The sequence below is a fragment of the Phragmitibacter flavus genome, from assembly GCF_005780165.1.
GTDB classification, from domain to species: Bacteria; Verrucomicrobiota; Verrucomicrobiia; order Verrucomicrobiales; family Verrucomicrobiaceae; genus Phragmitibacter; species Phragmitibacter flavus.
On record NZ_VAUV01000003.1, the window covers coordinates 389,907 to 413,899 of the forward strand.

Annotated in this window: 23 protein-coding genes and 1 tRNA gene; 10 read left to right on the forward strand and 14 right to left on the reverse strand. The window is 56.5% G+C overall.

Going from position 1 to position 23,993, the window contains the following annotated elements; translation table 11 throughout:
* Positions 1-157: 157 nt before the first annotated feature.
* Both FEM03_RS05135 and FEM03_RS05140 read left to right on the forward strand, forming a co-directional pair.
* Entirely contained in the window at positions 158-568 is a 411-nt protein-coding gene (locus tag FEM03_RS05135; protein WP_138085117.1) for a hypothetical protein, read from the forward strand.
* 103 nt (positions 569-671) lie between these two features.
* The gene (locus FEM03_RS05140) at positions 672-1,031 is read left to right on the forward strand and encodes a hypothetical protein (RefSeq protein ID WP_138085118.1); all 360 of its coding nucleotides are present in this window, start codon (positions 672-674) and stop codon (positions 1,029-1,031) included.
* Between the two features lie 17 nt (positions 1,032-1,048).
* Here FEM03_RS05140 and FEM03_RS05145 read toward each other — a convergent pair whose 3' ends face one another.
* Entirely contained in the window at positions 1,049-1,642 is a 594-nt protein-coding gene (locus tag FEM03_RS05145; RefSeq protein ID WP_166442637.1) for a GDSL-type esterase/lipase family protein, read from the reverse strand.
* A gap of 140 nt (positions 1,643-1,782) precedes the next feature.
* A complete protein-coding gene (gene msrA / locus FEM03_RS05150) occupies positions 1,783-2,367 on the reverse strand; it encodes a peptide-methionine (S)-S-oxide reductase MsrA (protein ID WP_240772674.1) in 585 nt (194 codons plus the stop codon).
* A 227-nt stretch (positions 2,368-2,594) separates the two neighbouring features.
* Between msrA and FEM03_RS05155 the strand changes: the two genes are divergently transcribed.
* Genes FEM03_RS05155 through def form a run of 4 tightly spaced genes read left to right on the forward strand, consistent with a single transcriptional unit; the run spans position 2,595 to position 5,657 of the window.
* On the forward strand, positions 2,595-3,803 hold the full coding sequence (locus FEM03_RS05155; protein WP_138085120.1) for a hypothetical protein: 1,209 nt from the start codon (positions 2,595-2,597) through the stop codon (positions 3,801-3,803).
* A 26-nt stretch (positions 3,804-3,829) separates the two neighbouring features.
* Positions 3,830-4,555, forward strand: a complete 726-nt coding sequence (locus FEM03_RS05160; RefSeq protein WP_138085121.1) for a MotA/TolQ/ExbB proton channel family protein — start codon at positions 3,830-3,832, stop codon at positions 4,553-4,555.
* 29 nt (positions 4,556-4,584) lie between these two features.
* On the forward strand, positions 4,585-5,010 hold the full coding sequence (locus FEM03_RS05165; protein ID WP_138085122.1) for an ExbD/TolR family protein: 426 nt from the start codon (positions 4,585-4,587) through the stop codon (positions 5,008-5,010).
* 47 nt (positions 5,011-5,057) lie between these two features.
* Entirely contained in the window at positions 5,058-5,657 is a 600-nt protein-coding gene (gene def / locus FEM03_RS05170; protein WP_138085123.1) for a peptide deformylase, read from the forward strand.
* Between the two features lie 14 nt (positions 5,658-5,671).
* Here def and FEM03_RS24685 read toward each other — a convergent pair whose 3' ends face one another.
* Entirely contained in the window at positions 5,672-7,189 is a 1,518-nt protein-coding gene (locus FEM03_RS24685) for a nucleoside recognition domain-containing protein (protein WP_206170876.1), read from the reverse strand.
* Positions 7,190-7,246: 57 nt separating this feature from the next.
* Here FEM03_RS24685 and FEM03_RS05185 point away from each other — a divergent pair.
* Both FEM03_RS05185 and FEM03_RS05190 read left to right on the forward strand, forming a co-directional pair.
* Positions 7,247-7,318, forward strand: a tRNA-Lys gene (locus FEM03_RS05185).
* A 468-nt stretch (positions 7,319-7,786) separates the two neighbouring features.
* Positions 7,787-8,158: a hypothetical protein gene (locus tag FEM03_RS05190; RefSeq protein WP_138085124.1), complete on the forward strand. Its 372-nt coding sequence runs from the start codon at positions 7,787-7,789 to the stop codon at positions 8,156-8,158.
* A gap of 62 nt (positions 8,159-8,220) precedes the next feature.
* On the opposite strand, the gene FEM03_RS05195 is transcribed toward FEM03_RS05190, so the two are convergent.
* Positions 8,221-8,805 (reverse strand): thioredoxin family protein, encoded by a 585-nt coding sequence (locus FEM03_RS05195; protein WP_138085125.1) that lies wholly within the window; start codon positions 8,803-8,805, stop codon positions 8,221-8,223.
* Between FEM03_RS05195 and FEM03_RS05200 the strand changes: the two genes are divergently transcribed.
* Positions 8,804-10,540 carry an endonuclease/exonuclease/phosphatase family protein gene (locus FEM03_RS05200; RefSeq protein WP_138085126.1) on the forward strand — a complete coding sequence of 579 codons (1,737 nt, stop codon included), beginning with the start codon at positions 8,804-8,806 and terminating at the stop codon, positions 10,538-10,540. The two genes, FEM03_RS05195 and FEM03_RS05200, sit on opposite strands and share 2 nt — an antisense overlap.
* A gap of 20 nt (positions 10,541-10,560) precedes the next feature.
* Here FEM03_RS05200 and FEM03_RS05205 read toward each other — a convergent pair whose 3' ends face one another.
* The 5 genes from FEM03_RS05205 to hprK form a co-directional block, all read right to left on the reverse strand.
* Positions 10,561-11,481: a hypothetical protein gene (locus tag FEM03_RS05205; protein WP_138085127.1), complete on the reverse strand. Its 921-nt coding sequence runs from the start codon at positions 11,479-11,481 to the stop codon at positions 10,561-10,563.
* On the reverse strand, positions 11,478-11,837 hold the full coding sequence (locus tag FEM03_RS05210) for a hypothetical protein (protein ID WP_138085128.1): 360 nt from the start codon (positions 11,835-11,837) through the stop codon (positions 11,478-11,480). The genes FEM03_RS05205 and FEM03_RS05210 overlap by 4 nt, the downstream gene beginning before the upstream one ends.
* A gap of 242 nt (positions 11,838-12,079) precedes the next feature.
* A complete protein-coding gene (gene ptsP / locus FEM03_RS05215; protein WP_138085129.1) occupies positions 12,080-13,894 on the reverse strand; it encodes a phosphoenolpyruvate--protein phosphotransferase in 1,815 nt (604 codons plus the stop codon).
* Positions 13,895-13,978: 84 nt separating this feature from the next.
* Positions 13,979-14,251 (reverse strand): HPr family phosphocarrier protein, encoded by a 273-nt coding sequence (locus FEM03_RS05220; RefSeq protein ID WP_138085130.1) that lies wholly within the window; start codon positions 14,249-14,251, stop codon positions 13,979-13,981.
* A 48-nt stretch (positions 14,252-14,299) separates the two neighbouring features.
* On the reverse strand, positions 14,300-15,277 hold the full coding sequence (gene hprK, locus FEM03_RS05225; RefSeq protein ID WP_138085131.1) for an HPr(Ser) kinase/phosphatase: 978 nt from the start codon (positions 15,275-15,277) through the stop codon (positions 14,300-14,302).
* Between the two features lie 132 nt (positions 15,278-15,409).
* Here hprK and FEM03_RS05230 point away from each other — a divergent pair, with 132 nt between their 5' ends.
* On the forward strand, positions 15,410-17,257 hold the full coding sequence (locus FEM03_RS05230; RefSeq protein WP_138085132.1) for a sulfatase-like hydrolase/transferase: 1,848 nt from the start codon (positions 15,410-15,412) through the stop codon (positions 17,255-17,257).
* A 177-nt stretch (positions 17,258-17,434) separates the two neighbouring features.
* On the opposite strand, the gene FEM03_RS05235 is transcribed toward FEM03_RS05230, so the two are convergent.
* The 5 genes from FEM03_RS05235 to FEM03_RS05255 all read right to left on the reverse strand — a co-directional run bounded on the left by FEM03_RS05235 (position 17,435) and on the right by FEM03_RS05255 (position 23,350).
* On the reverse strand, positions 17,435-17,821 hold the full coding sequence (locus FEM03_RS05235; protein ID WP_138085133.1) for a hypothetical protein: 387 nt from the start codon (positions 17,819-17,821) through the stop codon (positions 17,435-17,437).
* Positions 17,822-17,867: 46 nt separating this feature from the next.
* Entirely contained in the window at positions 17,868-18,506 is a 639-nt protein-coding gene (locus FEM03_RS05240) for a type II secretion system protein (protein WP_138085134.1), read from the reverse strand.
* Positions 18,507-18,564: 58 nt separating this feature from the next.
* The gene (locus tag FEM03_RS05245) at positions 18,565-19,842 is read right to left on the reverse strand and encodes a type II secretion system F family protein (RefSeq protein WP_138085135.1); all 1,278 of its coding nucleotides are present in this window, start codon (positions 19,840-19,842) and stop codon (positions 18,565-18,567) included.
* Between the two features lie 110 nt (positions 19,843-19,952).
* Complete coding sequence (locus FEM03_RS05250) at positions 19,953-21,626, reverse strand: GspE/PulE family protein (protein WP_138085136.1); 1,674 nt, start codon at positions 21,624-21,626, stop codon at positions 19,953-19,955.
* A gap of 68 nt (positions 21,627-21,694) precedes the next feature.
* Positions 21,695-23,350: a GspE/PulE family protein gene (locus FEM03_RS05255; RefSeq protein WP_138085137.1), complete on the reverse strand. Its 1,656-nt coding sequence runs from the start codon at positions 23,348-23,350 to the stop codon at positions 21,695-21,697.
* Positions 23,351-23,993 lie beyond the last annotated feature (643 nt).

Here is a 23,993-nt window from a genome sequence, read left to right on the forward strand (position 1 = left end):
ACCCCACGAGGAAACCCCTTTTTTCATTCCCACCCCGTTCCAGTCGAAAAACATCCAACAAAGAGGGATTTTCGTTCAGCAGATTTGCCCCTTTTGAAAATTTCGTGCTTACACAACTCTGATCTGTTACCCTAGGCCTCACCTCATTGCGTCCACCATGAAACTTTCCAGCATCCTCTTTGGCGACCTTGCGGATCTCTATCAAGACTCACGCATTGAAGATGCTCACCAAAACTCCCAAGTTGCCGCATCATCCGCCACCATCAACAGAGTCCAACTGGCGCAGCTTACCGACGCCATTGAAAAGAAATTCAGCGACCTTGAAAAGCAGAACGCCGTCGTCAGCTTGCTGCTCCTCAAGCTCTTCAACCTCCTGTTAAAAGAACATCCGCAAAAAGCGGCAACCATCCAGTCGGAGATTCAAGCAGCCCTGAGCATCAAACCCTCTACAGACGCCACCAATCTGTTGCGCAGATCTTTGCAACTTCCAGAGGTTCCAAAGCCCACCAATCGGGTGCACAAAAAGCCCCAGATGAAACCGTCGCCCCGTCCTCGATCTCAATCTTAAAGACAAACTAAACCTATCCAGCCTCCTTTTTTGTCTCCCACCAATTGTGGTTAAATCAAAGGAGCTGCAGCCGAACGACTTCAGCATCGAACTACCATTGATCATGCTTTGCGACCTCTGCCAGGAATCCCCGGCCACCATCTTCTTCACGGTGGAACTGCTGGGCGAAAAGATCGATCAAAGCTTGTGCCAGACATGCGCAACACCACTCTCTGAACGCCTCACCCAGCCTATTCCCGCCAACGAAAATGAAATGGCACCGCCCAAACGCCCTGCTGAAATCATCCTGTCTGAGCCAATCCAGGTATCGCAGCTGGCCGAAGTTCTGCATCTGACAACCTACCAGGTCGTCGGAGCATTGATCCCTCACCAGATCTTCACAAAGTGCGATACCAGTCTTGATTTTAATACCGCCTCCCTCGTTTGCACCCACTTCGGGACAACCCCACAAAAAGCCAACTGAAATTTCCCTCAACGCGTTCAAGGTCGCTTCATCCATTCAGCCAAGACCGGGTTTACCAAACTTAGCAGAGCATCATATCCCTTGGCAGCAAAGTGCGTCTGATCAGACGTCATCCCATCCAACCATTCATCATCCGAACCGACGAAGCTCTCATAGACGGGAAGAAATCGGACTGTCTCGTCCCATCGGTGATCTGCCAACAAGCGGTTTGTCTCCTTGATCTTTTTTCTCAGCTCCGTGCCCGCCAACCCATTTGGGGGGATGCCCAGAACTATTACCTTGGCCTCGGGCAATTTGGCGCACAACCGCGTCACACATTGGATGATTGCCTTCACGACATCGCGCGGGTCATCCGGCAAGGTTACCGCCAGATTATTGGTGCCGACCAGCAAAACGACCACCTCTGTCTTGGAACGGCTGAAGTCAAGATTGCTAATCCGATACAATACCTGCTCCGTGCGATCCCCGGCCACTCCAAGATTCGCCGGCTTGAATTTGGCCATCTCATCCCATGATCGATTTCCTGAATGGGGCCAATATTCCGTCAGCGAGTCGCCAATAAAACAACAGTTCACCGGCTGATTCGTCAGCACATGCTGCTGCTCAGACATGCGCCGCATCCATCCGATTCCTTCTCCAACCCTGGCTTTCCACGCGCTACGACCTTCTTGGCCAAAACTCGAAGACTGACGCCCCATCGAGAACAACAACCCCAATGGGATCAACCAGCAGATGCGCCGTCTCCCCACCATCAAGGCAACACCTTCTCCCGCTTCGCCTGAAACTCCGCCAGCTTCTTCTTGAACTTCTCCACCTTCGGTTTCACCACGGCGCACACATACCCCTGGTTCGGATTTTTGTTGGCGAAATCCTGGTGGTATTCTTCCGCGACATAAAATTTCCCCAGCGGCGAAAGTTCGGTCACGATGCGGTTGTCATACTCCTTGTTCGCCTCGGCCATGGAAGCCTCCGCGATCTTCTTCTGCTCGTCGTTCAAGTAATAAATCACCGAACGATACTGCGTGCCCACGTCATTGCCCTGCCGGTTCAAGGTCGTCGGATCATGAGCATACCAGAAAAAATCGATCAACTCCTTGTAGCTGATCTTCGCCGGATCGTAATCAATTTTGATCACCTCGGCATGCCCCGTCGTTCCCGTGGTGATGTCCTTGTAGGTCGGATTCTCCGTATGGCCGCCCGTGTAGCCGCTCACCACTTTTTCAACCCCCGGCACAATCAAATACACCCCTTCCGTGCACCAGAAACAACCCCCGCCAATCACCGCCGTTTCCAGCTTCGGTTTGTCTTCGGCAATGGAGGTCAATACAGCGGACATAAGCATCAAGGGAACAAGAAATCGTTTCATGGCAACAAACAACAGAACGTCGGACACCTCAATAATACGAGCGTTCATCTTCAAAAAATACCGCCAAAACCCAAAATCGACCCACAACTCCTCATCGAACCACCGAATCTTCCCTCTCCATGCCGCCTATTTGCATTGATTCCCGCCTCTAAACGGGCAAGTTAAGCCCCTTTCGTTTCCGTATCCGCATCCGCATCGTGACCGAGACAGACACACGCACCATTGGTTATGGCGTCGCCGCTTCCGTGGCGGTGCACCTGCTGCTGTTTGTCTCCATGGCCTTGTGGATGAACTCCGCCGCCTTCCAAAGCCGCATCCTCCAACCGACTGCACCCCAGGCCGAGGAACCCGCCGTCACCCTGGTCTTTGCCGACACCATCGAGACCGAGCCTGAGCCGGAAGCCGTTCCCACGGCCACTCCTCCGACCGCGCCACCCACCGAACGTTACATTCGCACCACTCAGAATCAGGACGCCCCCAATGCTCCTGAAAAGTCCGACTTCGTCTCCGATCGCAACACCGCCGCAGCCGCCATGCTCGAAGCCACTCCCGACGGCGACGCCTCCATGCCCACCACCACCGGCATCGATCTCCAAACCCGCGAACTCGCCAACCGCGACTTCGTCGACGGTGAAACCAAACAAGACAGCGCCCCCAGCCCGCCGCCTCAACCGCCGATGGCCGTCGTTCCTCCACCCTCTCCCGCTCCCACCACCCCGCAGATGAAGTCTCCGGATGCCGTTCCTCCTCCTCCCACTCCCAAAACCGAGCTCGCCAAAAAGACCGACTCCAGCATGGAGGAAATGATGAAGGAACTGGACGAAAAACTTGCCGCCAACGCCAGTTCCGAAAATCCCTCCCTCGAAATCCGCCGGGCTGCGCCCATGACCCCAACTCAGGAAACGCCTCCTGAACCTTCTCCGCCCACCCCCGACACTCCCGACTCCCCACCCGTTCCTCCTCCCGTTCCCAAGGCCATCCCCATGCCGGAACCCATCGCCAACACGCCCAACCCCAAAGAAAACGCCTTCCAGCCCCACACCCGCACCGCCGCCGTCAAAGGCACCATCAGCAATCGTGGCGCCATGGACGCCGTGAACGCCGCCGCGACCCCCACCGGTCGTTACATGCGCCAGGTCACCAGTGCCATCGAACGCAAATGGCACCTGCTCCGCAAGGTCAACCAGGACTTCGTCGAACCCGGCCAGTTGCGGATCAAATTTTACGTCAACAAAGACGGCGAAACCGAGGACATCACCATCCTGCACAACAACGCCAACGCTGTTCTCACCGACTTCTCCCTCACCGCCATCCTCAAGGCTGAACTCCCACGCATTCCCGAAGACCTCCTGCTGATTCTTGAAAAAGAACGCGTCGAGATCGAATACGACATCGTCATCTACTGATCCTGATACCGATCCACCCATCCACCATGCCCATATCCGCCCTTCTCGCCAACACCAACGCCGCCGCCACCGACGGCTTCAGCCGCATGTGGCACTTCCTCGCCGGTGGTGGCGAGGTGATGATCCTCATCGTTCTCTGCTCGATCGTCTCCGTCACCATCATCATCCTCAAAGCCCTGCAACTGCGCCAGCACGTGCTATTCCCCAAGCGGGTCATCGACGACCTCAACAACATCGAACGCTACGCCTCCCGCGGCGACATCCTTCCGCTTCAACAGCGCCTCGAACGCAACCCCAGCGTCGCCGCGCAGCTCGGACTCGTCGCCATCTCCGGCAAATACGAAACCCGCGAAGAAAGCACCGCCGCCTGCGAAACCGCAGCCCGAGGTGTCATGCACCGACTCGAAGCCGGCGTCCCGCTGCTCGAAGTCATCGTCACCGTCTCCCCCCTCCTCGGCCTGCTCGGTGCCGTCATCGGCCTCGTCACCGTCTTCTCCGCCTTTGGAGGAGCCGAAACCACCGCCGCCGACACCACCCAGGTCGCCCGCGGCATCGCGGAAGCCCTGCACTCCACCATCGCCGGACTCCTCGTTGCCATCCCCACCGTCATCGCCCACGGCTATTTCACCCGACGCCTCGACGCCATCGCCGTCCGCAGCGAGTCCCTCCTGCGCCAGGCCATCCACGACTTCCATCGTCACTTCGAAGTCCGCCCCAACAGTGTCGTCAACACCCCTGCCACCCACAAGTAGCCAATTAGCATCAGCAGCACAACCGCCGCATGAACCTTCGACCCCGCAAGCGCTCCTCCCCCATCATCCCCATCGTCGCCCTCGTCGACATCCTCGTCATCGTGCTGCTCTTCATCGTGGCCACCACGACGTTCAAGCAGTCGAACACCCAGATGGAGATCACCCTCCCCCAATCCGATTCCCTCGGCACCCCGGCCCCTGAACAAGACCGCCGCAAGACTCTCGCCATCACCAAAGACAAACGGGTCGTTCTTGATGGCAGCGAAGTCGATCCCGAAAACCTCGCCCTCGCCCTTCAGGAAATGAAACTCACGAACCCCAGCGCCCGACTCGAACTCCAGGCCGATCAGGACACTCCACTCGGACTCCTGGTCAAAGTCTGGGACGCCCTCAAAGCCGCCGGGTTCCCCGTCAAAGAAGTCCCCGCCCGCATCCAGCGCGCCAGCGCCTCATAATCCTCAGTCTTTTAGCCTTTCGCCTTTATCCTTTAGCCTTTTAACCCATGCTTCTCCCAATCGTTCTCTACGGCGACCCCGTCCTGCGCGTCAAATGCCGACCCATCACTGAAGTCACCCAGGAAATCCGCGACCTCGCGGCCAACATGCTGGAAACAATGTATGACGCCCGCGGCGTCGGCCTTGCCGCCCCACAAATCGGCATCCCCCTCCAAATCGCCGTCATCGACGTCTCCCACGATCCCGAAGCCGTCAGCTACCTGCGCATCAACGGCGAAGAACGTTCCCTTGCCGACTCCATGCCGCTGATCTTCCTCAATCCCAAACTCAATCTCGGCAAAGACAAGGACCTCGACCACGAAGGCTGCCTCAGCATCCCCGGCCTGCGCGACAAAGTGCGCCGCTCCTCCGACATCAGCGTCACCTTCACCAACCTCGAAGGCGAAACCGTCACCCTCGAATGCGACGGCCTCCTCGGTCGCGCCTTCCAGCACGAAATCGACCACCTCAACGGCATCCTCTTCATCGACCGTCTTTCCGCCGCCGCCAAACTCGGCACCAAACGCAAACTCAAGTGGCTTATGGAAGAGTGGGCCGAAGACATTCGTGCCGGTCGCAGACCCGGTGAATCGGACGAACGCGATTAAGCTCACTCACCCACTCACCCGAAAATCAATCGACCAATCCCGATAGCGCCAATCGTTCCCGCGAGATCCGCAATCAATCCGGCCGCCAGCGAGTGCCTCACCCGGCGGATGCCCACACTGCCAAAATACACCGCCAGCACATAAAAAGTCGTCTCCGAAGACCCATACAAGATCGCTGCCACATACTTTAGCGAATCCCCCAAGCCCGGCTGCAAAATCAGCTCATTCAACAATCCCGCCGACCCCGAGCCGCTTAGTGGACGCATGATCGCCAGCGGCAACAACTCAACCGGCATCCCGATCAGGTTCAGCAATGGGCGTAACGCCTGCTCCAGCAACACCATCGCGCCCGACTCCCGAAACAAGGTCAGCGCCGTCAGCATCACCACCAAAAACGGCATGATCTTCACCGCGACCCCAAAACCCTCCTTCGCGCCCTCCACCATCTCTTCATAAACCGCCACGCCCTTCGCCAGCGCCCACAATACTGCCACCAGCAATACCAGCGGGATCGCCAGCAGAGACACCGTCGCCAACACTTTTCGCCAACCTCCTGCCTCCTGCGACTGCTGTTGCGCCACTGCCGCAGGCTTCGCCGCTTCCAACTCGGCCTTTCGCTCCGCCGCCAGCGCCTTGCGCGACTCCGCATTCTCCAACACCGCCTTCAACCCCGTGGTCTCCAACACCCGTGTGTGCATCTCCGGCATCAACTGCAACCCCGCGCCAAACACAAACGCCAATGCCGACACCACCAACAGGATTTTGCGCAACGGCGACATCACAAAGATCGTCTTCTTCTCAACCACCTCACCGTCGCCCTTCCCTTCCTCCACCTCCACCATCTCATCCGGCTGCACCCGGAATCCCGCCCGCCCCTGCAACCAAAACGCTGCTGCAATCGCCACCAAACTACCCCCAAACGTCACAAAGAATGCAGGGGCAATGATCGCCTGTGGATTCGGCACTCCACCTGTCGCCAGATAATTGATCGCCATCATCGGCACTAGCGCAAAACCCGCCGTGTTCAGCGCCAGAAACATGCACATCGCGTTGGTCGCGCTCTGCTTGTGGGGATTCAGCTCCTGCAAATGCACCATCGCCTTCAATCCCAATGGCGTCGCACTGTTCCCCAGGCCCAGCATGTTGGCCGCCAGGTTCATTGTCATGGCTCCCATCGCAGGGTGCGTTGGCGGCACTTCCGGAAACAAGCGCCTCATCACCGGTGACAACGCCCTCGAAATCACCTCCATCATCCCCGACTTCTCCATCAACCGCAAAATTCCCAGCCACAACATCATCATCCCCGCCAACGGCAGCGCGATCACCATCACCACATCCTTGCACGTCGCAAACATCCCCGTCATCATTGCCTCAAAACGCCCAAACAACGCCCCGGCAATCAGCCCGACGATCAGCAAAAAAGACCAGACGTAGTTCAACATGGTTGGCGCAGGCAGTCCATACACGCCCTGTCCCAGATTGCCAACCACGGATCGCGTCTCAGCCCCGCGTGCAGAAAAAATTGCACCCATCCCACATTCCTGCTTGCATCCCCCGACATCCGGCTTATCTAAACCACCCACAATTTTGCGCGGGTAGCTCAGCGGTAGAGCAGTTGGCTTTTAACCAATTGGTCCTGGGTTCGAATCCCAGCCCGCGCACTTTTTCATACCGTCAAAAAGACGGTGATTGATTGGTTGCCTCTAAAAAAACGGTAAATTCCGTTCCGATTCATCCGGGCCTGGAGCGTGACTAGCCTGGCATCCAGTTCGCCAGGCAAATCTAGGAGACAGGCTCATCGTGCGTGACCTGCCACTTCAAACAAATTCACCGGAGTTTGAAACAATGTCCGTCGTTCCGGGTAAGAATCAGCAAGAAGGACATGAAACAATGGTGGAGCAGTAGATGATCGACTTAGCCTTGACCTTTAACTTCATTCGCCAAAAAACCAACTTAGCTGTTCTTAAGCCCACTAATTCCTTATCTCCTGACTTACAAAGTTTTTACCCATCACTTGTTGTCAACCTCACCGTTGAAGGCCAAGGTCCCTAGCTCACCAAGCCTCTAGTTCACTTACCCATCGCTTCCTATCCTCGACAATCCAAACTCGGAGAACTTATTTGTTAAAAATGAAAGGTGTTATCATTCTGTTAGTCATCGCCGGTGCCTTTTACTATGCGTATCAGCACACAACTTTGTTGGACAAATACCTTGGCGAATATGCTCCATCGGTTCTGGAAGCGAAAAATTCCACGCTCCCATCTGACAAAGAATCTGGATATTCTTCCCTCGAAAATACCCAGGGCACATCCGCTGGATCTTCGTTCATGGAACTAAGAAGCAGTGATGGTCGTGCCATGCAGGCCATCATCATCTCTCGCGGTCCCGTGGGCATCCGCGCCAAAAGATTGGACGGCCAAACTTTCGAAATTCCTTTTGATAAGTTGGACAGCCAGACGGTGGCCAACCTTCAGGCCATCCAATCATTTCCGCACCCTTGATGCGGCTGAGGCCACGGACCGATGCCCCTTCTTCCAGCAAGGGCCCGACGAATCTTTCAAGCTTAGACACCAAACCAGGACGGCTCGTTGCCCGGCCTCCACTTGATGTTGCATCCAGTGCTGGGCCGTTGCTCACTCAGGGGTGCTTCATGCTTCAGCACCGCCTCCACGGAACGGCGAAGATCCATTCCCGTCACTGGCTTGCCATTTTTTGGTCGCGATTCGTCAAACTGACCGCAATATGTCAGTGCCAGTTCATCGTCAAAGACGTAGAAATCAGGAGTGCATGCCGCGAAATAAGCATGCGCCACTTCTTGAGTCGCATCATACAAGTAAGGAAATGACCAGCCATAAGCCGCTTCCATCTCCGCCATCTTTTCCGGCGCATCCGCAGGATAGCGCTCCACATCGTTTGAATTGATCCCCACAAAACCCAAGCCCTTCGCCTCACAAGTCGCCGCCAGCAGCCCGATCTCCTCCGCCAGATGCAACACAAACGGACAATGATTGCACAAAAAAGCCACCACCAATCCCTTTGGACCTCGCACATCATCCCGGGAGCGCATCTTCCCCCCCGCATCAGGCAGAAAAAAATCCGGTGCCTGGGCACCAATCATTAATGTGCGGGTGGACGGAACTTCAGCCATGCGCCAAGTGTTTAAACCAGCACAGCAACTCGTCAACCAATCACCACGCCACATTCGTCTCCTTGTGACTTCCGCAACGCACCAGCATTCCCTCATCGCCTTTGGCATCCTGTTCTGCTTGTTCGCCAATGCCTGCAGCAGCCGGCCACGCAGCAATGCGCACCTTACCCACCCCATCAACAAGGGCAAACCGGTTACCTTCACCGACAAAAAACCCACGGTTCGCTATCAGGAACCTGAATATTTAAGCTACGACGAATTGGTCGAACTCAGCAAAAATCCCGAGCCCACTCCCGCCGTCGCGCAGAAGCTCGAAAAATTCTGGCGTAGTCCTGTGATCAGCAACGAGGCATGGTTCTCCGGCAAACGCCCCCAGCATCAGAGCACCACCCATCTTGGCCCTCTTCTGCGCGTGGCCAGTTGGAACATCGAAAAATCCCTGACCATCAACCCCGCTGCCGCCGCGATCCGCTCACAGAGCGCCTACGTCGATCTCATCCATTCCGACAAAGCCCCCGAGGGCTCGTCGAAACGGGAAATCATGCTGCGCCAGCGTGAACGTCTCGCCACGGCCGACATCATCTTTCTTCAGGAGATGGACATCGGCGTCACCCGCTCCAACAAAATCGACGCCGCCCGAACCCTGGCAAAAACTTTGGGCATGAACTACGCCTACGCTCCGCAATCGCTGGAAGTCGATCCCGTCCAGCTCGGACTCGAACCACGCGAGGGTATTCCTGCCGTTCAGCCCGACCGCTACAAAGGCGTTTTTGGCTCCGCCATCCTCAGCCGCTATCCGATTCTCAAAGTGGAAGCGTTCCAGCTGAAAACCCAGCCCTACAACTGGCACACCGACGAAAGCCGCCGCACTGACTTCGTCGAAGACAGCCGCCGCCTAGGCAGCGCCATCGTGTTTGAGAACGAAATCACCCGTGAACTCAAGATCGGCGGTCGCAACTACTTCCGGGTCGACATTGCTGTGCCTCAAGTCCCCGGCGGTGTCGTCACCCTCATCAACAACCACTTGGAAATCAAGACCCGCCCCAAAGGACGCAAAGCGCAGATGGACGAAATTCTCGGCTACATCAAGGACATCCCTCATCCCGTCATCATGGCGGGCGATCACAACAGTGCACCCGACGACTTGAGTTCCACGTCCCTGCTCCGCGTCATCTGGAGACAGATCGACAGCCCCGCCGCCCTCCTCCGCACCACTGCCAGCCTCAGCGACATCCTCGCTGGCACGGTTGTCCCGCTCTATCGCGAACGCGGCATCCTCAATGCCATGAAAAACTTCCAGAACCCCCTCGCCTTCGACATTCCCATCCTCTTCCCCAACAATGTCCGCGGCCTGTTTGAGAGCGTGGAAGACCACCGGTTTGCCGATGGCAGCACTTTCGACTTCCGTGGTGATCGTGACCGCAGCATCAACGGCAGCAGAGCCATCCTCGCCAACAGCAATGAAAAACATTTCCGCGGACACAGCACCACGTTCAGCGTCAGACGTCCAATCGGTCCCTTTGGCCGTTACCGGCTCGACTGGTTTTTCGTCCGTTCCGGCCACTTGAAAAAACCCCGCTCGAAAGACGCCCCTTATCAGTTTGCTCCGCATTTCGGAGAAACCCTTGCCGAATTCAACGATGGCCTCACCAATCGCCTGTCTGATCACCAACCCATCGTCATTGACCTTCCCTTGGAGGAACCCGGCCAGGCGGTGGTGCCTGAGCGCGAGTAGGACGGGATTCCCCGGTTCGACTACTTTTTCAACGTCTTCACTATGCCCGGCACGTTGACCAGAAAGATCAGCGCTGCCGCCATGTGATACCAGAAGTCCAGCTGCATCAGTCGGCTAATGCTCAGGTGCAACACGATGATGAGCAATCCGTAGAACAACGCCCAGCGTCGTCCTAATAACATCAGGAACGCCAGCAACTCCACCACCAGCCCCCCACCAAAGAAGATTCGGGCTAGGTTCGGATGCTCGTTCATCAAGCTCACCACCGTAGCCAAAGTCTCAGGGATCGGGGCCAGCGTGTCATAATACGAGCTGTAGTTGGTCTTCTGCAGTTCCAGCGCCAGCCAGGGCACACGTTGAATCCACTCACCCTTGGAGGCGTCCAGCTTCACCCAGCCACAAACCACATAACTCGCAGCAAACACCACCATGGAAACATAAATGGCCCGCTGCTGAAGTGGTTCCAGAGGCCTCAACCACGAACTGCGGCTCAACGGCACCGAACGATGCACCGGCACCAGATACACCAAAAACTGTCCCAGCAAAATCATGCTGACCAACTGCGTGCTGTGATTGATCGCCCCCTGTGAATTCGCCAGAGTGCCAATCCCAATGCTGAAAAACAAAGCCGGCAACAACCCCAGGGCCGGGAACCATCCCGCTGCATAAACCACCAAACCGATGACCGTCAGCGTCTGCCAAAGCCACAAAGGCGAGAGATTGCGCAACCAGTCGAGATTCACCCAATGGGCCAGCCCCGTCAGTTTCTCACTGTCAGCCGCTCCCAGGGAACCCACCTCCCACTTGATCGCCACAAATGCCAGCACGGCAAAGGCAATCCGCATCACCAACATCTCAACCTGCCCCAGCCTGAAGCGGTCAATTGGCAGTTCATCGGGTTTCTTGATGACGATACCAGCAAATTGGGAAAAGAAACTCATAGGGGGCGCTCGGCAACGAGAACTGGTTTGCCGGCAGCGATGTTTCCATCGTCCAGCGTGAAAACTTTGTAATAGAGACGCAGTCCCGTGATGTGGTCACCTTGCAGCGCCAGCTTCTCGCGCTTCAACCTTGGGAAAAGTTTTTCCATCAATTTACCACCCGCCTCGCGTTGCTCCTCCGGCAAGGCATCCCGGGTGTCGCGATCCTTCGGATTACAGATCTTCTTCAGTTCCGTGATGTAAACCTTCTTCTGGCTGGCCGTGCCCGTTCCAAACAAGGTATGCATCGGTAGCGGCTTGTCATTCTGATCCGTCACAAACAACACGTCCGATTCATCGTCCAACCGTGAATACATCGGAAAGTTGGAAAAGGGATATTGTTCCCCAACCACCATCAAAAAAACCGTGAGGATCAGCACATGGCGGATCTGTAGTCCCCTCCAATATCGCTGCAATCGATCAAAAAATTTGGCCATCAGATATAGATCACAAATTGAACCAGGAACCGTGAGCCTCTCTTCTCATCTTCGAGTAGAAGCTCCTCGCATCAGGGGCGGTATCTTTCACCTGCAAAGCTTCCTCCGTCAACCGTCAGCCATCAATCTTTGCCTGTCGCCGCTTCCACCATGGCGGCAGGAAAAAGTTCCGGATATTTCTCCACCGCCATTGCCTGCGCCAGTTTGTGAATGGCCAGTGCATCCCCCTCCTGCAACGCCTTCTCCACCAATCCCTGACAATCCTTCGAACTCAGCTTGCGAATTGCGTGCTTCACCGCCGCCACCTGTGGACTCGACGCACTCAACTCATCAAGCCCGAGCCCCACCAATAGCGGCGTCAATGACACGTCGCCCGCCATCTCCCCACAAATACCCACCCAAATTTTCGCCCGGTGCGCCGCATCCACCACCATCTTGATCAACCGCAACACCCCCGGATGCGTCTGCTGGTAAAGCTCCGACACCCGCTCGTTCACCCGGTCCACCGCCAGCGTGTATTGCACCAGATCATTGGTCCCGATGCTGAAAAAATCTACATGCGGCGTCAGCAGATCCGCAATCGCCGCCGCTCCAGGCACTTCAATCATCGCGCCGATCTGCACCTTGCTGCAAACATTCACCCCCTGCTGCACCAGCTCCTCGCGACACTCCGCCAGCAAACGGTTCGCTTCGATCACCTCCGCCACGCCGGAAATCATCGGATACATGATCCCCACATTGCCATGGCAACTGGCGCGTAAAATCGCCCGCAACTGCTTTTTGAACGCCTCCGGCAAGGCCAGTGAAACCCGAATCCCACGCCAGCCCAAAAACGGATTCTGCTCCAGCTCCCGCTCATACTCCACCAGCTTGTCTCCCCCCACATCCAGCGTGCGGAAAATCACCTGCTGCGGTGCCACTTCGGCCGCCACCTTGGAATAAAGCGCCGTCAGCTTCTCCTCGCTCGCATGCGGATCTTCCAGATAAAGAAACTCCGTGCGGAACAACCCCACGCCCTCCGCACCGCATTCAGCAATCAGCGGCAACTCCTCCACAAACTCCACATTCGCCCCCACCAGCACCCGGTTGCCATCCGTCGTCTTCGCCGGACCCGTCCCGCCAGCCAGCAGTTTCGCCTCCTTGGCTTCCGCCGCTGCCGCCAGCGCCTTGTATCGCTCCAGCGTGTCCGCCGTCGGATTCAACACCAAAATGCCTTCATTCCCATCCAGCAGCACTTCGTCACCGTGCTCCAGTGCTTCCACGATTCCATGCAACCTCACCACCGCCGGCAAACCCAGTGCCCGCGCCACGATCGCCGTGTGCGAAGTCCGGCTGCCCAGCTCCACTGCAAATCCCAACACCCGGTTGCGATCCAGCTGCACCGTCTCGCTCGGCGTCAGGTCATGTGCAATGCAAACCGCCGAAGCCCCGCCGTCATCATAAAGTCCATCATCCCCGCGCAAATGCTTCAACACCCGCAACGCCACGTCCTTGATGTCCAGTGCCCTCTCACGCAGGTAGGCATCCGGCATGCGATTGAACGAATCCATGCAGTTTTTCACCACCCGGTAGTAGGCCGACTCCGCGCACTCCAGCCCTTCCCGCACAAAGTTCTCCACCTGCTCCCTCACAAAACTGTCCTCCAACACCATCACATGCATCTCCAGAATCTCATGCGTGTGGCGGTCCAGATCTTCGTCCAGCCCCTGCATCAATTTCTCCAGTTCCTCCCGCGTGCTCTCCACCGCCTGATGAAAACGCGCCAGTTCCTCATCCACCTTCGCCATCACAATACGGCGCATCGACGGTGGCTCAAAGCTCCCGCCTACGTGCCGCACAAAGCCATGCGCCACCCCTCCGGAAACAGGCGTGCCTTGAAAAATGCGCTCCTGCTTTTCGGTCTTCGGGTCGATGGGTGTATTCAGAGTCGTCTCCACAAATCATGAGAAGGCGCCCGCCAGCACGATCTCAAAAACACGACCGAACCCGGGGGCAAACCATCACCCCCTAACCAAGCAGGCTCACTCCCCGTCGTCAAACCCGCTTTGCACAAGACCACCAAGATCCTGCATCGCCGTTTCCGCGTCCGAACCTTCCGCAATGATCAAAATCTTCGCCCCACACCCCGCCGCCAGCATCATCAGGCCCATGATGCTCTTGCCATTCACCTGCTCATCGTCCTTCTCCACCCAAATGCTGCACGCATACTTGCTGGCACGTTTGACAAATTGAGCCGCCGGACGCGCATGCAAGCCGAGCTTGTTAACGATGGTAAATTCTTTGCTGAGGGTCATGAGATTGCAATACAGGCACAGGTTTTTCGCACTAACAGCACAAACGGACTACTTTAATTGATCATCCGCCATCTTTTTCAACAGTCTTTGATCAAATTCGGCCGCGCTGTCATAGCCGTAGGTGCGTAATTTGTGGTTCAAAGCCGCCACCTCAATCAAACCGGCAACATCCCGGCCCGCCGTCACCGGCACCTCGATCAATGCCACCTTCTGGCCCAGAATCGACGTGCTGTGCGATCCTGAATCAAACCGCTCCACTTCTCCAAGGTCCACATTCGGCGCCAGTTGAATCACCAAATCCAGCCGCTTGGTCAATCGAACCGCCCCCACCCCGAACATCGCCGCCACATTCAGCAGTCCAATCCCACGCACCTCAATCATATACCGCGTCAACCCCGGTGCCGTCCCCAAGAGATCGCGCTCCTCAATCAACCGGAAATGCACCGCATCATCCGCCACCATGCTGCCGCCACGCTCCAGCAAACCCAACACCGCCTCGCTTTTGCCACTGCCACTCGGACCCTGGATCAGCACCCCCATCCCCTGACAATCCACCAGACACCCATGCAAAACAGTGGTTGGCGCAAACGCCCAGTCGAGCCGGATCGTCGCAGCATTGATGAACTTCATCGTCAAAATGCTCGACTGAAATACCGAAACCCCCATCTCGGTCGCAATAGCCAGCAAATCTTCCGGCAATCGTTTGTCCCTCGCGATCACCAGACACGGAATGTCCGCCTGGCAAAGCTGGCGAAACCGGTCCCTCGCCACTTCAGGATCAAGGCCGTTCAGATAGGAAATCTCCGAATTGCCGATTACCTGCACCCGCTTGTAAGCAAAGTAGGTGAAAAAACCACTCAACGCCAAACCCGGGCGGTTCACCGATGGCTCCAGAATCTTCCTCGAAAAACCGGCCGCCGACCCGATCAGTTTGATTTTCAACGTCTCACGATTGTCCTCGTAAAAGTCCCCCACCGTGATGAACGACGGACGCTTTACTTTGTGTGAGATGCTCACTTCTGCCATTGAGGCATTGTAGAGCGCCCCCCGCACATGGCAACCCTCAAACAAACTTGTAAGACCCACCCTTTTCGCTCGTCAAAAAGAAGCTCACCCCTCAGAATTTTCCCACCTGCTCACAGCTTCCCTCCCTGACCCATGAAACCGCTCGCTTTCCTGCTGCTCTTCTTTGTCTTCACCACCCAAATTAAAGCCGCCGACCGGCCCAACATCCTCTGGATTACCATCGAAGACACCAGTCCCAACCTCGGCTGTTATGGCGATACTTTCGCCCGCACCCCCAACCTCGACGCCTTCGCCGCCCGTGGCCAGCTCTTCCAGCACGCCTGGTCCAACGCCCCCGTCTGCGCCCCCGCCCGCACCGCCATCATCACCGGGATGTATCCACCCAGCACCGGAGCCGAACACATGCGCAGTCAGGTCCCCCTTCCCGCTGGCGTCGAAATGTATCCGCAACTCCTGCGTCGCGCCGGCTACTACTGCACCAATAACAACAAGGAAGACTACAATCACGAAAAGCCCAAAGGCACCTGGGACGACAGCTCCAAAAAAGCCCATTGGAAAAATCGCGCCGCCAACCAGCCCTTCTTCGCCATCTTCAACTCCACTACCACGCACGAGAGCCAAAATCGCAAACCCAACCGCCAGCTCATCTCCGATCCCAGCAAGGTCCCTCTTCCCCCCTTTCATCCCGACACTCCAGAAGTTCGCGGTGACTGGGCCCAATGTTACGACAACATCGCCACCATGGACGGCGAGTTTCAAAAGCACCTCGACGAACTCACCGCCGCCGGCCTGGCCGAAGACACCATCATCTTCTTCTACGGGGACCACGGCACCGGCCTCCCCCGCTTCAAACGCTGGCCCGGCAATGGCGGCATGCAGGTCCCCTTCATCGTCCACTTCCCCAAAAAATGGCAGCACCTTGCACCGCAAGCCTACTCGCCGGGAGCCAAATCCGAGGAACTCATCAGCTTCGTCGACCTCGCCCCCACCCTGCTCAGCCTCATCGGTGAACCCATTCCCGATTACATCCAAGGTCGTCCCTTCTGCGGCACCAAACGCGCTCCTGCCCCTGAATACCTGCATGGGTTCCGGTCCCGAATGGACGAACGCCAAGACTTCATGCGCAGCATCACTGACGGTCGCTACGTCTACATCCGCCACTACATGCCCCACGTCCCCTACGGCCTGCGCCTGTCCTACCAGTCGATGATGCCCACCATGCAAATCTGGGAGAAGCTCGCCAAGGCAAATCAGCTCAACTCCGTCCAGGCTGACTACTGGAAACCAAAACCGTTCGAAGCCCTTTACGACCTGCAGTCCGACCCTTGGGAAACCGTCAATCTCGCCTCGTCCACCGATCACACCGAAACGCTCCACCGACTCCGTGCCGCCCAGCAAAAGCACCTCGTCAACATCCGCGACCTCGGTTTCATCCCCGAAGCCGAACGTATTCGCACCGCCGCCGGCAACTCCCCAAGGGATGCCTTCCAAGACGACAGCACCTACCCGGTTCAGGAAGTGGTTGCCCTTGCCAACCTCGCCACCGATCCCGGTCAAACCGATCCCCTGCCACTCCTTACCGCCCTTGAGAATCCCAATCCCATCTTGCGATACTGGGCCGCCACCGGCCTGCTGATCCGAGGCCAATCCGTCTACACCGACGCCTACCCCGCCCTCAAAAAAGCGCTCATCGATCCCACTCCCAGCGTGCAGATCATCATCGCCGAGATCGTCGCCCGCCATGGCGATGCCGCCGACCAGCAGGAAGCCTTGTCCATCCTGCTAAAGCTCGCCAATGTCGAGCAATCCGACTGGTTCACTGCCGTCGAAGCCCTCAACTCCGTCATCGCCCTCGGCGACCGCGCCGCCACCATCAAGGACGAAATCGCCGCCCTGCCTCAATCTCTCCCCACAACGCCGAAGCGACTCGCCGAATACGTTCCCCGGCTCATCGAAACCCTTACGACTTCCGGGGAATAACCGCTTTGGAGTGCGGTGGCTGAGAACGTCAGGGTCACCTGACGTCGGCGACCCCGTTTTCGCCAGCGCCAGCGATCCCAAAAACTCAACCCATTGCGCAATCCCTCGTGCATTTACGAAAGCGGCGTCGCGCTTAAACACTTGCCACCAAAGTCCACAACACCCCGCCGATCCGCCTTAAGCAGCCAATCGCGCACGTCTCGCGGCAATGAACGACCGCACACACATCACCAAAAACATTGCACAAAGAATTCCCATGGTGATCTGCACCACAGGTGCCCGCAAAACGATGGATTCGTCGCCACCGAGATACTTGATCAGCTTGGGAATGCCCATGCCAAATCCCCCGAGTGTTCCAATCAGGCCCAACAAGGCGGCCACATGCATGGCGTGTTTGTTGGCCGCCTGACTCTTGCGTGCAATGGCCGACAACAGCAGCAAAATCAATCCAATGAACGCCGGAATCAGCGCCGTAATCGATTTTGCTGTCGCCCCGGCTAGCAGGAAGGCAACGACGCCAAGGGCGATCAAAAGGGAACCAAAAATGAGGGAGATACGGGCCATGTGAAAAATAAAAAAATCGGAATCGAACAGCTGTCTACTCAAAAGATCACCAGTTCTTGATCCATGGACCCGTCACAGCGACATCACTTTTTTGTTCCAGGCTGACTGTCCCCGGTGCATCCCCCTCAAGGTTTCCAAACGACCAAAGGTCATAGGTCGGATTGATGGTGGTGGCAGTGCCAGTGGTCGCGGCTTTTTCATACTGAAACGGACGACCAAAACCATCGACGAGGTAAATCTCGACAGCACCACTCATCGCGGAACGCGGAGGGAAAATCATCGCTGGCGGAAGACTGGCATTGATGGCATTTCGAATTTCCTCTTCGTCCACCTCTCCATCAGATGGTGTTCCACCGGAGGTTAATTTGATGGCATCGGTGCCGTCGCCAGTGATCGCCTGGTAAAGCATCTTCGCCCCGCCAGTTTTGGCACCACTGACAGCCGTTCCTTCATTCATCGGCTCTGGATACTCCCCGAATTTTTCCTTGTATTGCTCCAGTGCCGCCCGGATGGCTGCCATGGCTCCCGTGGTTCGGTTACGTGCCGCCGCCTGCTGAGCGTAAGTGAATGCCCCCAAGGTCAACGTGGCCAGGATGGCAATGATCGCCATTACCACCAGCAACTCGATCAACGTGAACGCACGGGCGCGTGCAGCCCGTTGTCCGTGGAATTTGTTTGTGTTCATAATTCTTCCTTTGGGGGTCAGATTAATACGGGGGGTTTCGAAAGCCTGTTGATTGCGGTTACTGGTTGTTGATCCCTTGAATGATCTGGATCAGAGGCATGAAGAGCGCCAAAACAATCACCCCGACCACCACGGCCAGAACGACGATCATCAACGGCTCAAGCATCGAAGTCAGCGCGGAAACCGCGTTGTCCACCTCGTCCTCATAAACGTCGGCCACCTTGAGCAACATCTCCGGCAACTGACCAGTTTCTTCACCCACGTCCACCATGCTGATCACCATCGGCGGGAACACCTTGCTCGCCTCCAACGGCGCCACCATGCTTTCCCCTTCCTTGACCGCGTCATGAACTTTGTCGATCGCGTCAGAGATGATGATGTTGCCAGCGGTTTCGCGGGTGATGTTCAACGCCTGCAAAATCGGCACACCGGATGTCACCAAAGTTCCCAAGGTGCGGGTAAACCGGGAAATGGCGCTCTTGCGTTGCACGTCCCCAAACAGCGGCAGCTTGAGTTTCATCTGATCGATAAAACGTCGGCCACCTTTGGATGACTTGAGCACCTGCCAGCCAATGAACACCGCCACGCCCATCGCCGCCAGCAGCAGCAGATTGTCCTGCATCCAGCGGCTGAATCCAATGACCCACTTGGTCAGTTCAGGCAGCTTGTCGCGGCTGCCGAGCATGTCTTCGAAGATTTTCTCGAACTTCGGCACGATCACCGTCATCAGGAACACCATGATGCCCACGGCAATGATCATCACGATCAACGGGTAGACCATGGCCGCCACGATCTTGTTTTTCAGCTTTTGGGCCTTCTCCTGGTATTCAGCAAGACGGTTAAGAACAAGTTCCAACACACCGCCGAGTTCACCCGCTTTCACCATGTTGATGTAAAGCTTGTTGAAGATTCGCGGAAATTGGGAAAGGCTCTCGGAGAAGGTGCTGCCGGTTTGCACCGAGTCGGCGAGGGTGTTGATCGCCCCCTTCATGATTTTGTTCGGCTCCTGCCGACCCAACACCGTCAAACCACGCAAAAGAGGCAGGCCTGAATCAATCAGCGTTGCCAGCTGGCGGGTAAAAATCATCAAGACCTTTCCCGAAACTTTCGCACTGGCAGCCGTTTTGCCCATCGCCTTGGTCTTGCCCTTGGCGGATGAGGTGCGTGCCCGGCGACGAATGGCGGCGGAATCACCCTTGCCATCTTCCACCACCTGGGTTGGATAAAGCTGATTGCGACGCAGCTGACCGATGGCCTCGCCCTCGTTGGGAGCTTCGATGACGCCGGCCGTCTCCTGGCCGTTTTGGTCAAGGGCGATATAGTGGAAATTAGGCATGGCTGGTTGTCGTCGAGGTCAGATGGTAGTTGTTATTTGTGCAAGATTACCGGGTGAACGGCGCTCTTGTCCACATTGAAAAATGAGGAGCGTGTGAAATTTTAAAAAGATCAGGTGTATTTGAGCACTTCTTCAATGGTGGTCTCGCCATCAAAGATATTGCGGATGCCATCTTCACGCAGTGTGGTCATGCCCAGTTCAATGGCTTTTTGACGCAGCACCAGGGTCGGGGCTTTCTCCGTGATCAACTCCCGCATCGGGTCGGTGATGTCGAGCAGTTCATAAATCCCCTTCCGGCCTTTGTAGCCGCTGCCACCACACTTTGAGCAACCTTCACCCGTATAAAACTGCTTCTCGCCAATGTCGCTCAAGGCAAGTCCCAGCTGGTTCAAAACAATCGTGTTCGGCTGATACGGCGCATGACACTCTTTGCAAATGGTGCGCAACAATCGTTGCGCCAGCACGCCCTCAAGCGTTGCCGCCACCAGGAACGGCTCCACTCCCATGTCCACAAGACGGGTCACCGCGCCCGCCGCATCGTTGGTGTGCAGGGTGCTCAAAACCAAGTGACCAGTCAGAGAAGCCTGAATCGCGATCTGCGCCGTTTCCACATCGCGCATTTCTCCCACCATGATCCGGTCGGGATCTTGACGAAGGAACGCCCGCAGCGCCTTTCCAAACGTCAAACCCACCGCCTCGTTGATTGGCACCTGCATGATGCCCTCAATGTCGTATTCCACCGGGTCTTCCGCCGTCAGCAGCTTCGCATCAATGGTGTTGATCTCCTTCAATGCCGCATAAAGCGTGGTGGTTTTCCCCGCACCCGTTGGCCCGGTCACAATAAAGATGCCGTTGGGTTTGTGGATCGTTTCCTGAATGTAATCGAACAGGAATTTCGGCATGCCCAAGGACGCCAGTTGAAGATTCACCGAGGAACGATCCAAAACCCGCAACACCACGCTCTCGCCGTATTGCGTCGGCAACGTCGAAACACGCATGTCCACCTGACGACCTTCCACCACCGTCATGATACGACCATCCTGCGGCACACGGCGTTCCGCAATGTTCATGCTGGACATGACCTTCACCCGCGAAATGATCGAATTGGCCAGATGCACCGGCGGCGGTGCCATTTCATAAAGCGCACCATCAACGCGATACCGAATCTTAAACTCGTGCTCGAATGGCTCGAAGTGGATGTCGGACGCCTTCTCCTTGATCGCCTGCTGCAGCACAATGTCCACAAACCGCACAATCGGCGCACTGTTTGCCTCGGCCTCCACCGCACCCCGATCGCCCACGCGGTTGCCAACCACTCCCAACTGCCCGAAGATGTCTTCAATGCTCTCGGTGCCGCTGCCGTAATGCTTGTCGATCAATGCCTGCACCTGCTCCTTGCGCGCCACCACCGGAACGATCTCTTTGCCAAGTCCGAACCGCAAATCTTCCAGCAATTGGGGATTGAGCGGATCCGTCAATGCCACATGCAATCCATCAGGCGCCAGCTGCACCGGAAACGCCCCGTTCAAACGGGCCATGCCCGCCGGGATCAGTTGCAGCACTTCCGCGCTCGGCTCAAACGTCGACAAATCATAATGCTGAGCCCCAATCTCCTCCGCCACCACCGCCCAAAATTCGTCCTGCTCCTGGAATATCGCGTATTCCACCAGCAGATCGACCACATCCTTGCCGCTGCTGATGTTGTCCTGCACCAGATCATCCGCCTGACCTTCATCCAGAAGACCGCGCTGCATCAACATATCCACCACACTTTGAGCCGTCATAAGCTTTTATTTTTAGTTAAATTCTGCTCTGCGCGGCAACGCCGCCAAAATCCACGTTTCAGTTCTTTTTAGTGCGCATCCGACATGGTCTCTTCAATGACCTCTTCAGCCGCCGTCATGCCGGCGAGCACTTTACGAATGCCATCCTCACGCAAGGTCCGCATCCCCAGTTCACGCGCCCTGCGCCGCAGCACCGGAGCCGGAAGCCGCTCGTTGATCATGCCGCGCACCTCATCGTCAATCTTGAAGATCTCCACAATCGAAAGCCGCCCCTTGAAGCCATTGTTGCGGCACTTCGGACACCCTTCCGGCACCTTGATCTGCGCCCCATAAACCTGTGAAGCATCCAGCCCCATCTGGCGCATTTCCTTTTCCGTGAGCAATCCGTCCTTTTTGCAATCAGGGCAAAGTTTGCGCACCAGTCGCTGGGCCTCAATCGCCCGCACCGACGAGGCAATCAGGAACGGCTTGATGCCAATGTCCACCAAACGGGAAACCGCACTCGGCGCATCGTTGGTGTGCAAGGTGCTGAAAACCAAGTGACCTGTGAGCGAGGCATTGATCGCGATGCTCGCCGTTTCCATGTCTCGAATTTCTCCCAACATGATGATGTTCGGCGCCTGACGCAACATGGCGCGCAACGCCGCTGCAAACGTCATCCCAATGTCCTCTTTCACCATCACCTGATTGATGCCGGGGAGTTCATATTCCACCGGATCTTCCACCGTGATGATCTTGCGGTCGGGACGGTTGATGAAATTCAAACACGCATACAACGTCGTCGTTTTGCCCGAACCCGTCGGCCCCGTCACCAAAATGATCCCATCCGGCAGGGTGATCAGTTGCTCAAACGTCTCCTGATCGTCCGAAAGGAAGCCCAAATCCGCCAATCCAAGGCGCAGCGAGGATTTGTCCAGAATACGCATGACCACGCTCTCGCCATTGCTGGTAGGCACGATGCTCACGCGCAAATCCAGCTCCTTGTCCTGAAACTTCAACTGAATACGACCATCCTGGGGAATGCGTTTTTCATCGATGCTCATGCTGCCCGTCATGATTTTGATACGGGCAATGACCGACGAGTGCAGCTTCTTCGGATGATGTCCCACATCATGAAGGACGCCGTCAATCCGGTAGCGGAAGCGCAGATCTTTTTCCATCGGCTCGATGTGAATGTCACTCGCCCGGGCATTGAACGCCTCCATCAAACTGCCCGTTACCAGCCGAATGATTGGCGCATCCTGATCCGAACCCGCTTCCATGCCCTTCACCAGGGAACCTGCCATGTCACCATCACTGCCGTAAATTTGGGTGATCAAATCCCGAATCGCCCCTGGAGTGCTGCAAATAAAATCAATCTCCGCCGCCAGCACGTGTGGCAGTGCATCCAGCGTTTCAAAATTGTTGGGATCGCTGATCGCGATCTGCAAGCGCCCGTAATCAAAACCCAGCGGCGCGATCTTGTAGCGCCTCGCCACGTCTTCAGGCACCGCCGTCTTCATTTCAGGGTCCACCGCACGACCCGCCAGATCAAGGAATTCCATGCCCGAATTCACCGCCATGGTCTGCGCCACATCTTCCTCCGTCACCACCCCGGATTTGATCAAACCCTCGATCAAAGTCTCGGACGGCTTCATCGTGCCGCGTGCGTGGGTGAGCTGCTGATTCGAAACAAGTCCGTTTTCCTGGAGCAGTTCTAGAAGGAAATCTTCGTTTGAATACATGTATGAACGTGGATGAAATGGGGTGAAAAGAGGCCGGAACCGTGTCCAAATAAATGCCACGGAAATTGCAGCATACCTTGGCAGTCGAATTTGTGTCAACACCCGTGCTCTTTTTTGACAAAAAGTTGCGAATGAGCGAATTCAGACACGGAGTGTGGTGAGTGAACACCTTTTTCTGCATCTCCCCGAAATTGGCCAAACATCCCCATCAGAGCGCATTCACACGAAATGGCGGTCGAGATTCATGGCCAAGGCATCTAGCGGAGAGCAAGCCGGTGTTTTCATCTCCATAAAAGCCCACAATACCGGCTGAAGGGTTTATCCACCAATCCACATCCCTCACTGCAGGATTCCATCCCTGCACCAACGGCCCCCGCGCCTGGTCGCCCATTAATGATTCCTTCCATTCGAACAAAGTCGCCCCAACACACCCCCTCCCAAAATACCCCATCGAAAAACCACTGCCCACTGCCCACTGCCCACTGCCCACTGCCCACTGCCCACTGCCCACTGCCCACTGCCCACTGCCCACTGCCCACCGACATCGGCAGCGCGGCGTGTAGGGAAAGAGTGTAGCTCAGATAGCTGATCTCGGTGGTTTACGAGTCATATATCCATACACCAGACGCAGAGTACTGTAGCT

Coding starts and splice junctions, on each gene's coding strand:
- FEM03_RS05240 (WP_138085134.1), bottom strand. CDS start 18,506: ATGAACACAAACAAATTCCACGGACAACGGGCTGCACGCGCCCGTGCG.
- FEM03_RS05200 (WP_138085126.1), top strand. CDS start 8,804: ATGCGCCAAGTGTTTAAACCAGCACAGCAACTCGTCAACCAATCACCA.
- hprK (WP_138085131.1), bottom strand. CDS start 15,277: ATGGCAGAAGTGAGCATCTCACACAAAGTAAAGCGTCCGTCGTTCATC.
- FEM03_RS05145 (WP_166442637.1), bottom strand. CDS start 1,642: ATGTCTGAGCAGCAGCATGTGCTGACGAATCAGCCGGTGAACTGTTGT.
- FEM03_RS05205 (WP_138085127.1), bottom strand. CDS start 11,481: ATGAGTTTCTTTTCCCAATTTGCTGGTATCGTCATCAAGAAACCCGAT.
- FEM03_RS05250 (WP_138085136.1), bottom strand. CDS start 21,626: ATGACGGCTCAAAGTGTGGTGGATATGTTGATGCAGCGCGGTCTTCTG.
- FEM03_RS05235 (WP_138085133.1), bottom strand. CDS start 17,821: ATGGCCCGTATCTCCCTCATTTTTGGTTCCCTTTTGATCGCCCTTGGC.
- FEM03_RS05255 (WP_138085137.1), bottom strand. CDS start 23,350: ATGTATTCAAACGAAGATTTCCTTCTAGAACTGCTCCAGGAAAACGGA.
- FEM03_RS05195 (WP_138085125.1), bottom strand. CDS start 8,805: ATGGCTGAAGTTCCGTCCACCCGCACATTAATGATTGGTGCCCAGGCA.
- FEM03_RS24685 (WP_206170876.1), bottom strand. CDS start 7,189: ATGGGTGCAATTTTTTCTGCACGCGGGGCTGAGACGCGATCCGTGGTT.
- FEM03_RS05140 (WP_138085118.1), top strand. CDS start 672: ATGCTTTGCGACCTCTGCCAGGAATCCCCGGCCACCATCTTCTTCACG.
- FEM03_RS05230 (WP_138085132.1), top strand. CDS start 15,410: ATGAAACCGCTCGCTTTCCTGCTGCTCTTCTTTGTCTTCACCACCCAA.
- msrA (WP_240772674.1), bottom strand. CDS start 2,367: ATGTCCGCTGTATTGACCTCCATTGCCGAAGACAAACCGAAGCTGGAA.
- FEM03_RS05220 (WP_138085130.1), bottom strand. CDS start 14,251: ATGACCCTCAGCAAAGAATTTACCATCGTTAACAAGCTCGGCTTGCAT.
- FEM03_RS05210 (WP_138085128.1), bottom strand. CDS start 11,837: ATGTATTCACGGTTGGACGATGAATCGGACGTGTTGTTTGTGACGGAT.
- def (WP_138085123.1), top strand. CDS start 5,058: ATGCTTCTCCCAATCGTTCTCTACGGCGACCCCGTCCTGCGCGTCAAA.
- FEM03_RS05245 (WP_138085135.1), bottom strand. CDS start 19,842: ATGCCTAATTTCCACTATATCGCCCTTGACCAAAACGGCCAGGAGACG.
- FEM03_RS05160 (WP_138085121.1), top strand. CDS start 3,830: ATGCCCATATCCGCCCTTCTCGCCAACACCAACGCCGCCGCCACCGAC.
- FEM03_RS05135 (WP_138085117.1), top strand. CDS start 158: ATGAAACTTTCCAGCATCCTCTTTGGCGACCTTGCGGATCTCTATCAA.
- FEM03_RS05190 (WP_138085124.1), top strand. CDS start 7,787: ATGAAAGGTGTTATCATTCTGTTAGTCATCGCCGGTGCCTTTTACTAT.
- FEM03_RS05165 (WP_138085122.1), top strand. CDS start 4,585: ATGAACCTTCGACCCCGCAAGCGCTCCTCCCCCATCATCCCCATCGTC.